This is a genomic window from Pseudonocardia sp. ICBG162 (assembly GCF_020496225.1).
Classification (GTDB): Bacteria; Actinomycetota; Actinomycetes; order Mycobacteriales; family Pseudonocardiaceae; genus Pseudonocardia; species Pseudonocardia alni.
In genome coordinates this window covers 271,177-285,692 of record NZ_JAHLJD010000019.1, presented here as the reverse complement: position 1 = coordinate 285,692, position 14,516 = coordinate 271,177, and the positions used below count along the sequence as shown (strand labels likewise).

Sequence of the window (14,516 nt, the reverse complement as noted above, 5' to 3'; positions counted from 1 at the left end):
CGGTCCCGCCGTGCGCGGCGTCCCAGCGGGCGGGAACCGGGGATACGGTCGGCCCATGACGCTCCCGGCCCCGCAGCGGATCACCGTCCCCGGCACGACCCTGCCCGAGATCACCCTGTCCGTGCACGACACCGGCGGCGACGGCAGCCCCGTCCTGCTGCTGCACGGCTGGCCGGACCGGGCCGCCCTGTGGACCCACCAGGCCGCCGCGCTCGCCGGGGCCGGGCACCGCGTCGTCGTCCCGGACCTGCGCGGCTTCGGGGACTCCGACCGGCCCGCCGAGGTCGAGCACTACCGGATGCGGGCCCTGGTCGCCGACGTCCTCGGCGTCGCCGACGCTCTCGGGATCGACCGGTTCGCCCTCGCCGGGCACGACTGGGGCGCCTCCCTCGGCTGGGCCCTCACCCTCGCCTCGCCGCGGGTGACCCGCTACGCCGCGTTCTCCGTCGGGCACCCGGCCGCGTTCGCCACCGCGGGGTTCCGGCAGAAGGCGATGTCCTGGTACATGCTCTGGTTCCAGTTCCCCGGCGTCGCCGAGCAGGTGATGCCGGCCGACGACTGGCAGTTCCTGCGCGGCTGGCTGCACGCGACCCTGCCCGAGGGGCACCCGATGGCCGTCCGCCAGCTCGCCGACCTGTCCCGGCCGGGCGCCCTGACGGCGTCGCTGAACTGGTACCGCGCCAACATCGACCCGGCGACGTTCGTGCCCACCACGATCCCGCAGCCCCCGCGGATCACGGTGCCGACGATGGGGGTGTGGAGCGACGGCGACCTCGCGCTCACCGAGGGGCAGATGCGGGGGTCCTCGGCGTACGTCGACGACTTCCGCTTCGAGCTCGTCGAGGGCTGCGGGCACTGGATCCCGGAGGAGGCGCCGGAGACCGCGAGCGCCCTGCTCGCCGACTTCCTCGCAGGGTGACCGAGGGGACACGCGCTCCTCGCTGCGCTGCCGAGGGCCGCGGGCCAGGATGGGTCGGGTACAGCGGCGTCCGAACGACACGGAGGAAGCACTGATGGCGGAGAAGAGCCGGATCGGGGTCACCGGGCTGGCGGTGATGGGGGCGAACCTCGCCCGCAACATGGCCCGCCGTGGTTTCCCGGTGGCGGTGCACAACCGCACCACCTCGAAGACGACCGAGTTCATGAAGGACTACGGCGACGAGGGTGCCTTCACCGGCACCGAGTCGCTGCAGGAGTTCGTCGACGCGCTGGAGACCCCGCGCAAGATCGTCGTCATGGTGAAGGCGGGCAAGCCGGTCGACGCCGTCATCGACGAGCTGGCCCCGCTGCTCGACCGGGGCGACATCATCATCGACGCCGGCAACTCGCACTTCCCCGACACCGACCGCCGTGCCGCGTACTGCGAGGAGCGCGGGCTGCGCTTCATGGGCATCGGCGTGTCCGGCGGCGAGGAGGGCGCCCTCAACGGGCCGAGCATCATGCCCGGCGGCCCGAGGGAGGCCTACGGCGAGGTCGAGGAGATCCTCACCGCGATCGCCGCGAACGTCGACGGCACCCCGTGCTGCACCCACGTCGGCCCCGGCGGCGCCGGGCACTACGTGAAGATGGTGCACAACGGCATCGAGTACGCCGACATCCAGCTCATCGCCGAGGCCTACGACCTGCTCACGCACGTCGCCGGGCTGTCCGCGCCGGAGATCGGCAAGATCTTCGAGGAGTGGAACTCGGGCGACCTCGAGTCCTTCCTCATCGAGATCACCGGCATCGTGCTGGCCAAGACCGACGAGAAGACCGGGAAGCCGCTCGTCGACGTCATCGTCGACCAGGCCGAGCAGAAGGGCACCGGCCGCTGGACGGCCATCGACGCGCTCGACCTCGGCGTCCCGCTGACCGGCATCACCGAGGCCGTGTTCGCCCGCACGCTGTCCAACCTGCGCGACGAGCGCCGGGAGGCCTCGACCACGCTGGGCGGCCCGACCCCGGGCTCGGGGAAGAACCGCGACGAGCTCGTCGAGGACATCCGCCAGGCCCTCTACGCGTCCAAGGTCGTCGCCTACGCCCAGGGCTTCGCGCAGATGCGTGCCGCCTCGCAGGCCAACGACTGGGACCTCGACCTCGGCGCGATGGCCCGGATCTGGCGCGGCGGCTGCATCATCCGCGCCCAGTTCCTCAACCGGATCACCGAGGCCTACGAGTCCCACCCGGACCTGGACAACCTGCTGATGGTCCCGTACTTCACCGAGGCCGTCGCGAACGCACAGGACGCGTGGCGCCGGGTCGTGGTGACCGCGACCGAGCAGGGCGTGGCGATCCCCGCGTTCTCCTCCAGCCTGTCCTACTACGACGGCTACCGCCGCGAGCGCGGCCCGGCCAACCTGATCCAGGGGCTGCGCGACTACTTCGGGGCGCACACGTACGCGCGCACCGACGCCGACGGCAAGTTCCACACCCGCTGGAGCCAGGACGGCAGCGAGGTCGCCGCGGACTGACGCCCGCGGTCCCCGCCCGGCCCCGGGGGTCAGGTCCGGGCGGGGACCGGGGCCACCACGTCGGCCTCGTCGTCGACGTGGTGGTACTTCCCGCCGCGCAGCGCGCTCGCCACCGCGGCGACCAGGCAGGCGACGGCGGCGAAGCCGAGGGCGAAGGTCAGCCCGTCGGCGAACGGGCCGGAGATCAGCTGCGGGAAGAACTCCCGCCCGGTCAGGTACGCCGACTGCGCGGGCGCCAGCGCGCCGAGGACCTGCGGGCCGAGCAGCGTCGCGATCGGGTTGTAGCCCAGCAGCGCCGCGAACAGGATCCCGACCGGCGGCAGCGCCGCGACCCGGTCCGCCGCGAGCTCCGGCACGCCCTGGGCCATGAGCCCGTCGTGCAGCGACGTGGGCAGCGTCGTCGACAGGCCCGCGATGAGCAGCGAGAAGAACACCCCGATCGACAGCACCGTCGCCGCGTTCTGGAAGGTCGAGGTCATGCCGGCCCCGGCGCCCCGCTGGTGCGCGGGCAGCGAGTTCATGATCGCCGCCCGGTTCGGGGAGCTGAACAGGCCCATCGCCAGGCCGTTGAGCGCCAGCAGCAGCGCGAACGCCCGGTAGTCGAAGTCGACCGGCAGCGCCAGCAGCGCGAGGAACGTCGCGGCCGCGCCGAGCATCCCGACCGTGGCGAAGGCGCGGGCGCCGTAGCGGTCGGACAGGATGCCCGACACCGGTCCGGCGACGAGGAACCCGATCGTCAGCGGGACCATGTAGATGCCCGCCCACAGCGGCGTCGTCTCGAACGGGAAGCCGTGCTCGGGCAGCCAGATGCCCTGCAGCCAGATGATCAGGATGAACTGCAGCCCGCCGCGGCCGAGCGCGGCCAGCAGGCTCGCGATGTTGCCCGCGGTGAACGCGCGGATCGAGAACAGCGAGACGCGGAACATCGGCTCGGGCACCCGGCGCTCGATCCAGGTGAACAGCGCCAGCACCGCGATCCCGCCGAGGATCAGGCCGAGGACGAGCGGGCTGGTCCAGCCCATGACGTCGTCGCCGTAGGGCTGGATGCCATAGGTGATGCCCATCAGGACGGCGACGAGCCCGACCGCGAACGTCAGGTTGCCCCACCAGTCGATCCGCGCCGCGCGGCGGGCGCCGGTGTCGCGGAGCCGGGCGTAGGCCCAGATCGTGCCGAACACCCCGACCGGGACCGACACCAGGAACACCAGGTGCCAGTTCACCGGGGCGAGCACCCCGCCGACGACCAGCCCGAGGAACGAGCCGGCGATCGCCGCGACGGAGTTGATCCCGAGCGCGAGCCCGCGCTGGTGGACCGGGAACGCGTCGGTGAGGATCGCGGTCGAGTTGGCGAGCAGCAGCGCCCCGCCGACGCCCTGCAGCACCCGCATGGTGATCAGCCAGACCGCGCCGGCGTCGCCCTGCATCCAGGTGGCGGCCAGCAGCACCGAGAACACCGTGAAGACGGCGAAGCCCAGGTTGTACATGCGGGTACGGCCGTACATGTCGCCGAGCCGGCCGAAGCTCACGACCAGCACCGCCGTGACGACCAGGTACCCCATGATCAGCCACAGCAGGTAGTCGATGTTGTCCGGCGCCAGCGGGTCGATCCCGATGCCGCGGAAGATGTCCGGCAGCGCGATCAGCAGGATCGACATGTTGATCGTCACGATCAGCACGCCCATCGTGGTGTTCGACAGTGCGACCCACTTGTACCGGTCGGCCGGTCCCGATTTGTTGAGCATCGCTAATAACTGTAGCTCTCCGGTGCGCGTTCGCGCCACGGTCTCGCCCGGCTCGTCCGGTCCGTCCCGATCCTCCCTCGGGTAAAGGAATTCCCAGGTCGGGCGGGGTCTACAGTCCGCGGCGTGAGGTGGCGAGGGGTGGAGCCGTCCGCCGGGACGACCCGGCGCGAGGTGCTGCGCGCGGCGGCCGCCGCAGCCCTGCTGGCGGCGACGGGCGGGTGCTCCACGGGCACCGCGGCATCCCCGCCGCCGTCCCCGGTGACCGGCACCCCGTCCGCTCCGCCGACCACCACGCCCGCCCCGGACCCGGCCGGGACCGAGGTCGCGCACGCCGGCACCGGGCGCCCCGAGCTGGCGCTCACCTTCCACGGCGCCGGCGAGCTCGACCTGGCCCGCCGGGTGCTCACGCTGCTGCACGACCGGGGCGCCGCGGTGACCGTGCTCGCCGTCGGGACCTGGCTCGCCGACAGCCCCGACGCCGCCCGGATCGTCACCGGGCTCGGCCACGAGATCGGCAACCACACCTGGTCCCACGGCGACGTCGACGGCCTCGGCGAGGCCGCCGCCCGCGTCGAGATCGAGCGCTGCCGGGACGTGATCGCGGCGGCCACCGGCGGGCCCGGGGCGTTCTTCCGGCCCTCGCAGGCCCAGCACGCGACCCCGCTGCTGCGCCGCCTCGCCGCCGACGCGGGCTACCCGGTGACCCTGTCCTACGACGTCGACTCCCGCGACTTCACCGACCCCGGACCGGCCGCCGTCGCCGCCCGGGTGCGGACGGCCGGGCCCGGCAGCGTCGTGAGCATGCACCTGGGCCACCCCGGCACGCTCGCCGCGCTCCCCGCCGTCCTCGACGACCTCGACGCCCGCGGCCTGCGCGCGGTCACCGCGACCCGCCTGCTGGCCCCGGCATGACCCGCCCACCCCGGAGGGAACCCGTGCGCCGCCCGCTGTACGTCCTGCTGGCCCTCGCCGCGCTCGCGGCGGGCTGCTCCGGCCCCGCGCCGACGACCCCCGGGGCGTCCCCGGCCCCGTCGGCCGCGCAGGCCGCGCCGGAGCAGGCCGGGCTGCCCGGCATGCCCCCGGTGACCGACCCCGGCAACGTCGACGCGGCCGCCGGCGCGAACATGCTCTCCGACGCCGCCCGTGCGGCGAAGCCGCTGGTCTACGTCCCGCACACGAAGTCGGGGGAGGTCCGGGTGATCGACCCGGCGACCTTCGCCACCGTCGGCACCTACCGCCTCGGCGGGGAGCTGCAGCACGTGGTCCCGGCGTGGGACATGCAGACCCTCTACGCCACCGACGACACCACGAACAAGATCACCCCGTTCGACCCGCGCACCGGGCTGCCGGGCCGGAACATCCCGGTCGAGGACCCCTACAACATGTACTTCACCCCGGACGGGGCCTCGGCGATCTCGGTCGCGGAGGCCCGCCGGAAGCTGGTCTTCTACGACCCGCACACCTGGGCCCGCCAGACCGAGATCCCGACCCCGGACTGCGCGGGCATCGACCACGCCGACTTCACCCCCGACGGCCGGACCGCGGTGTTCACCTGCGAGTTCGCCGGCCGCGTCGCCGTCGTCGACATCCCGGGACGACGGCTGCTGCGGATGGTCGACATGCCGGTGCAGCACACCATGATGGGCCCGCAGGACATCAAGCTCGCCCCGGACGGCTCGGTGTTCTACATCGCCGACTCCGAGGAGAACGGGGTCTGGGTGCTCGACGGCGCCGCCACCCGCGTGCTGCGCGAGATCCCGACCGGCGCCGGCGCGCACGGGCTCTACCTCTCCCGCGACGCCCGCGACCTCTACGTCACCAACCGGCACGACGGCAGCGTCTCGGTGCTGGACTCCCGCACCGGGGCGACGAAGGCGCTCTGGCGGATCCCCGGGAAGGCGAGTCCCGACATGGGTAACGTCTCGGCCGACGGCCGGACCCTGTGGTTGTCCGGGCGCTACGACCGGGAGGTGTACGTGCTCTCCACCGACGACGGGCACCTGATCCGTCGGATCCCGGTCGGCGACGGCCCGCACGGGCTGTGCGTGTGGCCGCAGCCCGGCCGCTACTCCCTCGGCCACACCGGGATCACCCGGTGACCGCCGGACCGACGGCGACGACGACCTCGGCCCGCCGGACCGAGCAGCTGTTCCGCGTCGCCCTGGTCGTGAAGGGCATCGACGGGGCCGCGGAGCTGCTGGGCGCCGTCGCGCTGGTGCTGGTGTCGGGGGACTGGCTGCACCGGGTCGTCGCGCAGATCCTCGCCCGCGACCTGATCGGTCCACCGGACGGCACCCTGGCCCGGCACCTGACCGAGGGCGTCGACCGCTTCGCCGGCGGGGACCGCACCTTCGTGATCGTCTACCTCGGGCTGCACGGCGTGCTCAAGCTCGGCCTGGTCGCGGCGCTGCTGACCCGCTGGCGCCCCGCCTACCCGCCCGCGGTGGTGATCCTGGCGGTGTTCGTCGTGTACGAGCTGGTCCACGCCTGGCACACGCACTCCATCGTGCTGCCGTTCCTCGCCGCGCTCGACATCGCGATCATCGTGATGGTGGTCCGGGAGTACCGGCTGCTCGGCCGGGAGGCCGCCGACTCAGGCGCCGGCAGCGACCGGTAGCCGCTCCAGGACCGCGCGCGCCGCGGCGCGACCGGCCCGGTCGGCGCCGATCGTGCTCGCCGAGGGGCCGTAGCCGACCAGGTGCACCCGCGGGTCGGCGACGACGCCGGTGTCCAGCGGGGCGCCCATGACGATCCCGCCGCCCGGTCCGCGCAGCCGCAGCGGGGCGAGGTGGCCCAGCGCGGGCCGCCAGCCGGTCGCCCACAGCAGCACGTCCGCGGGCTCGCGGGTGCCGTCGGACCACTCCACCCCGTCCGGCACGACCCGGGCGAACATCGGCCTGCGGGCCAGCACCCCGCTCGCGATCCCGGCCCGCACCCCGGGCGTGAGCCCCAGCCCGGTCACACCGACGACGCTGCGGGGTGGCAGCCCGGCCCGGACCCGCTCCTCGACCCGGGCGACGGCGGCGCGCCCCTGCCCGGGCCCGAACGGCCCGTCGTGCCACTCGGGCTCCCGGCGGGTGACCCAGGTCGTCGCGGCGGCGTACGGGGCGATCTCCAGCAGCAGCTGCACCGCGGTGATCCCGCCGCCGACCACGACGACCCGCCGGCCGGCCATGGCCTCGGGACCCGGGTACCCACGGGCGTGCAGGCTCGTGCCGCGGAACGTCGCGAGGCCCGGGTAGGCGGGCACGAACGGGCGGGTCCAGGTGCCGGTGGCGTTGACCAGGTGGTCGGCGACCCAGGTCCCGCGGTCGGTGTCGACCGCCAGCGGCCCGCCGGTGTCGACGTCCGGCGGCCCGCCGGCGTCGGACACCCGGCGGACGTGCACCGGGCGCACGACCCGCAGGTCCAGCTCGCGTTCGATGCGCCCGAAGTAGGCCGGGACGGCGTCCCGCGCGGGCAGGTCCGGGTCGGCGCCGGGGGCGTCGAATCCGGAGCGGACCCCGGCGACGTCGTGGATGCCGTTCACCGTGCGCATCCGCAGGGTCGGCCAGCGGTGCCGCCACGCGCCGCCGGGGCCCTCCTCGCCGTCGAGCACGACGAACCCGGGGCCCGGCTCCAGCCCGCCGCGCCGCAGCCCGGCCGCCGCCGACAGGCCCGCCTGGCCTGCGCCGATCACCACGACCCCGGTCCGCTCCACACCCGGGCCAACGCCCCGGCCGCACCCGGTCATCCCGCGGTGATCGCCGGTTGTGGAGCATCACGCCCGCCTCGCGGACGCTGCGCTCCACAACCGGTGATCACGGCTGCGCCGCGGCGCGGACCACGTCGGCGACGTCGGCGTTGCCGCCGCAGACGACCAGGGCGAGCCGGGCGTCCGGGTGCCGCTCCACGATCCGGCGGGCGGCCGGGACCAGACAGCCCGCGGCCGGCTCGGCCCAGATCCCCGCGTGCTCGGCGAGGGCGAGGGTGCCGCGGCAGGCCTCGGCGTCGTCGACGACGAGGACCTCGTGCACCAGCGCGCGGACGTGGTCGTAGGTCAGCTGCGACGCCGACGGCGCGGACAGCGTGGTGATCGCCGACGAGATCGTGACGGGCGTCGGGCCGCCCGCGGCCAGGGCGGCGGACATCGCCTCGGCACCGACGGTCTCCACACCCCACACCCGGGTGCCGGGCAGCAGGGCGTGGACGGCCGTGGCGACCCCGGAGATCAGCGCCCCGCCGCCGATGGAGACCAGCACGTCGGTCGGCGGCTCGCCGAGGGCGACGGCGTCGCGGGCCAGCTCCAGCCCCACGGTGCCCTGCGCGGCGACGATCACCGGGTCGTCGAACGGGTGCACCAGCGTCCGCCCGGCCCGCTGCAGCTCCCCGGCCTGCGTGAACGCGGCCGCGATGTCGTCGGTGAGCCGCACGTCGGCACCGGCGGCGCGGGCCGCGGCGACCGACCGGGCCGGCGCGGTGCGCGGCATGACGACGACCGCGTCCACCCCCGCGGCGCCCGCGACCTCGGCGACGGCGAGCCCGTGGTTGCCGCCCGACACCGCGACGACGCCCGCGGCGCGCTCGACGTCGGTCAGCGACGCGAGCTTGGCCAGCACCCCGCGCGGCTTGAACGACCCGGCCCGCTGCAGGTGCTCCAGCTTGAGCAGCACGGGCGCGCCGAGGGCCGCGGACAGCCCGGGGGAGGGGACGGTCGGGGTGCGCACCACGCCCCCGGCGATCCGCTCCGCCGCCGTCTCGATGTCTGCGATGCTCACCCGGTCCGCCACCGCCGCAACGTAACCCCGGCCCCGCGGCCGGGCCCGGTCAGGTCCGGGGCCGGAAGCGGTCGGCGAGCTGCGGGTCGTCCTGCCACCACAGCCGGGACGGGGCGGGCGCGGCGTCGGCTCCGGATTCCGGGCCGGACGCAGGAGCCGGGGTCTCGGCGGCGTCGACCTCGGCGTCGGTCGCGCGGGCCCGGCGTGCGTCCTCCCGGGAGAACAGCCACAGCACGACCCCGAGGAACGGCAGCCCGACCACGTCGCCGCCGATCCACAGCACCCCGGCGCCGAGCACCTGGTCGGTGTGCGGGTCCGGGCCCCAGCCGCGGTGCAGCCCCAGGTAGTACGCCGCCGCGACGGCCGGGCCCAGCCACAGCACGATCCCGAGCACGGCGTCGCCGACCATCTCGGCGATCGTCAGCACCAGGGTCACCGGGTACGGCGTCGACGCGGGTGTCGGGTCGATCCGCAGCCGGGTCCAGAAGTAGACGAACCCGCAGGCCACGAGGCCGGTTCCGACGGCACCGGACACGACGCCGTCGCGCAGGGTCATGGCGTAGAGCGGGGTGAGGTAGACGACCATCAGGGGCGCGACGAGCGGCACGGTCGCCGCGAACGGGCCGGTCAGCACCCGCGCGACCCGGGAGCGCAGCACCCGTCGCCAGGCCGGGCGACGGTCCTCCGGCACGCCCGCCGCCAGCAGCGTCAGCGGCGCACCGAGCGCGAGCAGCATCGGCACCACCATGAGCAGCAGCAGGTTCTGCACGGCGCGCACCCAGAACAGCGTGTCGTCGTACACCCCGACGAACGACGACCCGGCCAGTACGGCGACGACCAGCCCGGCGCCGAACGCGGCGGCACGGCCCCGCGGCCATCCGGGGCGGCCCCGGGCGGCGACCGTGTAGCCCGCGGCCGCCGTGGCACTCGCACCGAGCAGGAGGGGCGCGAACCGCCACGTCGTGAACAGCCGGAGCGCCGTCAGCGGCGGCAGCAGCGCGGCGGCCGTCACCGTCGGGCCGCGGGGGAGCAGGTCACGGCGTCATCCTGCGCCGCTCCGGACCGCCGTGGAAGGGACGGTGGGCGGGTCGGCACGACTGCGTCGAACCCGCCCGGGATCCGTTCGGCGACGTTCGTGCGGGTCGTCCGGAGCAGCGGGCCCGGGCTCAGCCCATCGTCCGCGCGCCGTCGATCGCCTCGCGGATGATGTCGGCGTGCCCGGCGTGCTGGCTGGTCTCGGCGAGCATGTGGATCGCGACCCGGCGGACCGACCAGGACGTGTTCGGCTCGAACCACGGCGCGACCGGCAGGGGGTGCGCCGTGTCCAGGTCCGCGGTCCGCAGCACCTCCTCGGTGCGCGCGGCGACCTGCTCGACCCGGGCCCGCAGGTAGTCCAGGGTCTCGTGGTCGGCCAGGACGAACCGGGTGTCCACCCACTCCTCGCCGGAGGCGGACCAGTCACCGCCGTTCGCGTCGGCCTCGGCGTCGACGGCGCCCCAGTCGACGGAGTCGTTGTAGACCTCGACGTCACCGAACGCGGCGGCGCCCTCGACGGCGAAGCGGAACCACTGCTCCTCGGTGTCCGCGACGTGCTTGAGCAGCGAGGCGATTGTCAGCGCACTCACCGTGCTGCGGGTGCGCGCCTGCTCCTCGGTCAGCCCGTCGGCGGTCTGCAGCAGGAAGCCGCGGTGCCGCTCCAGGGTGGCGATCAGCTCGGCACGCTCGCCGGTCAGGGCCTGCTTCTCGTCGGTGGCGTTCATTCCGGGGCCGCCTCTCGGGGTCCGCGGACCGGGTCCGTCCCGGTCCGACGGGAACGACGATAGGACCGATCGCGGACGGATCCGGTCCTCGATCAGGGGCGTCTCCGGAATCAGTCGTCGAGTTCGTGCAGCGCGGTCTCCCAGCGCTCCCGGCGGGCGTCGTCGTCCAGGTCCCACCAGGGGGTGCCGCGCTCGCCGAGGCCGTGCTTGGCCGCGGACACCCGCGTCCGGGCGGCGGCGACGCGGTCGTCGTCGCCGGTCCGCCTGCCGGCCCCGACCTCGGCGCGGGCCTTCCCGAGGTGCTGCTGCAGCGCGGACCGCACGTCGTCGGGGATCGTCGGGTCGGTGGCGCGCCACCGGCGGCCCCGGACGACGATGTACCGGCCGTCCGGGGTCCGCTCGGGTTCGCTCACGGGGTGGCGGCGTGCTCAGCCGCTGACCGGCACCACGTCCGGCGCGCCGAGGCGGGCGGCGTCGGCGGTGGCGTCGTCGGGCATCTTCTGGCTCTCCCGCTCGGCCTCGACCCGCTTGACGTAGTGGTCGACCTCGCGGGCGATCTGCTCGTCGTTCCAGCCCAGCACCGGGGCGACCAGCTTCGCGGTCTCCTCGGCGGCACCCACGCCCCGGTCGAAGGTCTCGATCGAGATCCGGGTGCGGCGGGCGAGGATGTCCTCCAGGTGCCGCGCGCCCTCGTGCGAGGCGCCGTAGACGACCTCGGCCCGCAGGTAGTCCTCGGCGCCGGTGAGCGGCTCGGCCAGGGTCGGGTCGGCGATGAGGAGGTCGAGGACCTCGTCGATCAGCGAGCCGTACCGGCCGAGCAGGTGCTCGATCCGCACCGGGTGCAGCCCGCTGCGCGCGGCGAGCTGGTGGGTCGAGTTGCGCAGCGCCGTGAAGCCCTCGGCGCCGAGCAGCGGGACCTTCTCGGTGCAGGAGGCGGGCACCTTCGCGTCGAGCGAGTGCACGGCCGCGTCGACGGCGTCCTCGGCCATCACGCGATAGGTCGTGTACTTGCCCCCGGCCACGACGACCAGCCCGGGAACCGGGGTGGCGACGGCGTGCTCACGGGACAGCTTCGAGGTCGCCTCGGACTCGCCGTGCAGCAGCGGGCGCAGGCCGGCGTAGACGCCCTCGACGTCCTCGTGGGTCAGCGGCTGCTCCAGCACCTCGTTGACGTGCGCGAGCAGGTACTCGATGTCGGCCGCGCTCGCCGCCGGGTGCGCCTTGTCCAGGTCCCAGTCGGTGTCGGTGGTGCCGATGATCCAGTGCCGGCCCCACGGGATGACGAACAGCACCGACTTCTCGGTGCGCAGGATCAGCCCGGCGTCGCCGCGGATCCGGTCGCGCGGGACGACCAGGTGGATGCCCTTAGACGCACGCACCTTGAACTGGCCGCGCTCGCCGGCGAGGCCCTGGGTGTCGTCGGTCCACACCCCGGTGGCGTTGATGACCTCCTTGGCGCGGACGTCGAACCGGTCGCCGGACTCCAGGTCCTGCACGGTCGCGCCGATCACGCGGCCGGAGTCCTTCAGCAGCCCGACGACGCGGGCGCGGGTCGCCACGTGCGCGCCATAGGCGGCCGCGGTACGGGCGATCTCCATGGTGTGGCGGGCGTCGTCGACCTGGGCGTCGTAGTACTCCAGGGCCCCGACCAGGGCGTCCTTGCGCAGCGACGGCACGACCTTGCGGGCGCCGCGACGGGTGAGGTGCCGGTGGTGGGGCAGGCCGCGGGCCCGGCCGGACAGCAGCCCGAGCGAGTCGTAGAGCGCGACGCCGGCACCGGCGTAGAAGCGCTCCCACACGTGGTGCTTGAGCGGGTAGACGAACGGCACCGGGCGGACGAGGTGCGGCGCGAGGGTCTGGATCAGCAGCCCCCGCTCCTGCAGCGCCTCGGCCACCAGGCGGAAGTCGAGCATCTCCAGGTAGCGCAGGCCGCCGTGGATGAGCTTGGAGGAACGGCTCGACGTGCCGGACGCGAAGTCGCGGGCCTCGACCAGCCCGGTCGACAGACCACGGGTGGCCGCGTCGAGGGCGGCACCGGCGCCGACGACGCCACCGCCGACGACCAGCACGTCCAGTTCGCGGTCGCCCATCGCCTGCAGCGCCGTGGTACGGGCCTCCGGGGAGAGCGCCACCGATTTCATGATCAGACCTTCCTGAGTGGTTCGTGCTCGTGCTGTCCCGCCGGGGGACTACCCGTTGAACACCCGTCCGATCGCGGGTGTGCCCCGTGTCGCCCCCACGTGTGGTGAGGGCGACACCGGGCGGGTGGTCCTACTGGACGTCGACCCAGTCCAGGGTCCGCTCGACGGCCTTCTTCCAGCGGCCGTAGCCCTCGTTGCGCTGCTCCTCGGACCAGGTCGGCTCCCAGCGCCGGGCCTCGTTCCAGTTCTCCCGCAACTCGTCGGTGTTCTTCCAGAACCCGACGGCCAGCCCGGCCGCGTAGGCCGCACCGAGCGCGGTGGTCTCGGCGACGACGGGCCGCGAGACCGGGACGCCCAGCACGTCGGCCTGGATCTGCATGCACAGCTCGTTCTGGGTGACGCCGCCGTCGACCTTCAGCGTCTCCAGGGTCACCCCGGAGTCCTTGGTCATGGCGTCGCTGACGTCGCGGGACTGGTAGCAGATCGCCTCCAGCGTGGCCCGGGCCAGGTGCGCGTTGGTGTTGAACCGGGACAGGCCGACGATCGCGCCGCGGGCGTCGGAACGCCAGTACGGCGCGAACAGGCCGGAGAACGCCGGGACGAAGTACACGCCGCCGTTGTCCTCGACCTGGCGGGCCAGCGACTCCGACTGCGAGGCGCCGGAGATGATGCCGAGCTGGTCGCGCAGCCACTGCACGGCCGAGCCGGTGACCGCGATGGAGCCCTCCAGCGCGTAGACCGGACGCTCGCCCTCGAACTGGTAGCACATCGTGGTGAGCAGGCCGGACTCCGAGCGGACCAGCTCGGTGCCGGTGTTGAGCAGCATGAAGTTGCCGGTGCCGTAGGTGTTCTTGGCCTCGCCGGGGGCGAAGCAGACCTGGCCGACGGTCGCCGCCTGCTGGTCGCCCAGGTCACCGGTGATCGGGACCTCGCCGCCGAGCGGGCCGTTCGCGAGGGTCTTCCCGAACGCGGTCGCCGAGGAGGACGGCTTGATCTCCGGCAGCATCTGCCGCGGGATGCCGAAGAAGCCGAGCAGCTCGTCGTCCCAGTCGAGGCTCTCGAGGTCCATCAGCATGGTGCGGCTGGCGTTGGTCACGTCGGTGACGTGCAGCCCGCCGTTGGTGCCGCCGGTGAGGTTCCAGATGACCCAGGTGTCGGTGTTGCCGAAGACCGCGTCGCCGTTCTCGGCGGCCTCGCGGACGCCGTCGACGTTCTCCAGGATCCACTGGATCTTGCCGCCGGAGAAGTAGGTGGCGGGCGGGAGGCCGGCCTTGCGGCGGATGACGTCGCCGCGGCCGTCGCGGTCGAGCGCGGTCGCGATCCGGTCGGTGCGGGTGTCCTGCCAGACGATCGCGTTGTAGTACGGGCGCCCGGTGCGCCGGTTCCACACGACGGTGGTCTCACGCTGGTTGGTGATGCCCAGCGCGACCAGGTCGGAGGCGGACAGTCCGGTCTTGGTGAGCGCCTGCTGCAGGCAGGTGTTGGTGCGCTCGACGATCTCGATCGGGTCGTGCTCGACCCAGCCGGCCTGCGGCAGGATCTGCTCGTGCTCCAGCTGGTGGCGACCCACCTCGTTGCCGCTGTGGTCGAAGATCATGAAGCGGCTGGAGGTGGTGCCCTGGTCGACGGCGCCGACGAACTCGGCCATGAGTTCTCCTGTATGTCT

The 14,516-nt window shown here is 74.0% G+C and carries 13 protein-coding genes; 5 read left to right on the top strand and 8 right to left on the bottom strand.

Annotation, left to right across the window (positions count from 1 at the left end; genetic code table 11):
• The first annotated feature begins 55 nt into the window (after nucleotides 1–55).
• On the top strand, nucleotides 56–919 hold the full coding sequence (locus tag KPL60_RS19840) for an alpha/beta fold hydrolase (protein WP_226366790.1): 864 nt from the start codon (nucleotides 56–58) through the stop codon (nucleotides 917–919).
• A gap of 94 nt (nucleotides 920–1,013) precedes the next feature.
• On the top strand, nucleotides 1,014–2,450 hold the full coding sequence (gndA, locus tag KPL60_RS19835) for an NADP-dependent phosphogluconate dehydrogenase (RefSeq protein ID WP_226366789.1): 1,437 nt from the start codon (nucleotides 1,014–1,016) through the stop codon (nucleotides 2,448–2,450).
• A gap of 29 nt (nucleotides 2,451–2,479) precedes the next feature.
• Here gndA and KPL60_RS19830 read toward each other — a convergent pair whose 3' ends face one another.
• Entirely contained in the window at nucleotides 2,480–4,192 is a 1,713-nt protein-coding gene (locus KPL60_RS19830; protein WP_226366788.1) for an MFS transporter, read from the bottom strand.
• A 123-nt stretch (nucleotides 4,193–4,315) separates the two neighbouring features.
• Here KPL60_RS19830 and KPL60_RS19825 point away from each other — a divergent pair, with 123 nt between their 5' ends.
• From KPL60_RS19825 to KPL60_RS19815, 3 genes are read left to right on the top strand one after another with little or no spacing between them, the layout of a single operon-like run.
• Nucleotides 4,316–5,104 (top strand): polysaccharide deacetylase family protein, encoded by a 789-nt coding sequence (locus KPL60_RS19825; protein WP_226350893.1) that lies wholly within the window; start codon nucleotides 4,316–4,318, stop codon nucleotides 5,102–5,104.
• A 23-nt stretch (nucleotides 5,105–5,127) separates the two neighbouring features.
• Complete coding sequence (locus tag KPL60_RS19820; protein WP_226366787.1) at nucleotides 5,128–6,291, top strand: YncE family protein; 1,164 nt, start codon at nucleotides 5,128–5,130, stop codon at nucleotides 6,289–6,291.
• Nucleotides 6,288–6,809, top strand: a complete 522-nt coding sequence (locus KPL60_RS19815; RefSeq protein WP_226366786.1) for a DUF2127 domain-containing protein — start codon at nucleotides 6,288–6,290, stop codon at nucleotides 6,807–6,809. Before KPL60_RS19820 ends, KPL60_RS19815 begins: the two co-directional genes overlap by 4 nt.
• On the opposite strand, the gene KPL60_RS19810 is transcribed toward KPL60_RS19815, so the two are convergent.
• The 7 genes from KPL60_RS19810 to glpK form a co-directional block, all read right to left on the bottom strand.
• The gene (locus KPL60_RS19810; protein ID WP_226366785.1) at nucleotides 6,786–7,925 is read right to left on the bottom strand and encodes an NAD(P)/FAD-dependent oxidoreductase; all 1,140 of its coding nucleotides are present in this window, start codon (nucleotides 7,923–7,925) and stop codon (nucleotides 6,786–6,788) included. The two genes, KPL60_RS19815 and KPL60_RS19810, sit on opposite strands and share 24 nt — an antisense overlap.
• Before the next feature lie 67 nt (nucleotides 7,926–7,992).
• Nucleotides 7,993–8,949, bottom strand: coding sequence for a pyridoxal-phosphate dependent enzyme (locus KPL60_RS19805; protein WP_226366784.1), 957 nt, complete (start codon nucleotides 8,947–8,949; stop codon nucleotides 7,993–7,995).
• Between the two features lie 49 nt (nucleotides 8,950–8,998).
• Nucleotides 8,999–9,961 carry a cytochrome c oxidase assembly protein gene (locus tag KPL60_RS19800; RefSeq protein ID WP_226366783.1) on the bottom strand — a complete coding sequence of 321 codons (963 nt, stop codon included), beginning with the start codon at nucleotides 9,959–9,961 and terminating at the stop codon, nucleotides 8,999–9,001.
• Between the two features lie 154 nt (nucleotides 9,962–10,115).
• Nucleotides 10,116–10,709, bottom strand: a complete 594-nt coding sequence (locus tag KPL60_RS19795) for a DinB family protein (protein WP_226366782.1) — start codon at nucleotides 10,707–10,709, stop codon at nucleotides 10,116–10,118.
• Nucleotides 10,710–10,819: 110 nt separating this feature from the next.
• A complete protein-coding gene (locus KPL60_RS19790) occupies nucleotides 10,820–11,122 on the bottom strand; it encodes a hypothetical protein (RefSeq protein WP_226366781.1) in 303 nt (100 codons plus the stop codon).
• 15 nt (nucleotides 11,123–11,137) lie between these two features.
• The gene (locus KPL60_RS19785) at nucleotides 11,138–12,850 is read right to left on the bottom strand and encodes a glycerol-3-phosphate dehydrogenase/oxidase (RefSeq protein ID WP_374228724.1); all 1,713 of its coding nucleotides are present in this window, start codon (nucleotides 12,848–12,850) and stop codon (nucleotides 11,138–11,140) included.
• Between the two features lie 130 nt (nucleotides 12,851–12,980).
• Nucleotides 12,981–14,498 carry a glycerol kinase GlpK gene (glpK, locus tag KPL60_RS19780; protein ID WP_226366780.1) on the bottom strand — a complete coding sequence of 506 codons (1,518 nt, stop codon included), beginning with the start codon at nucleotides 14,496–14,498 and terminating at the stop codon, nucleotides 12,981–12,983.
• Nucleotides 14,499–14,516 lie beyond the last annotated feature (18 nt).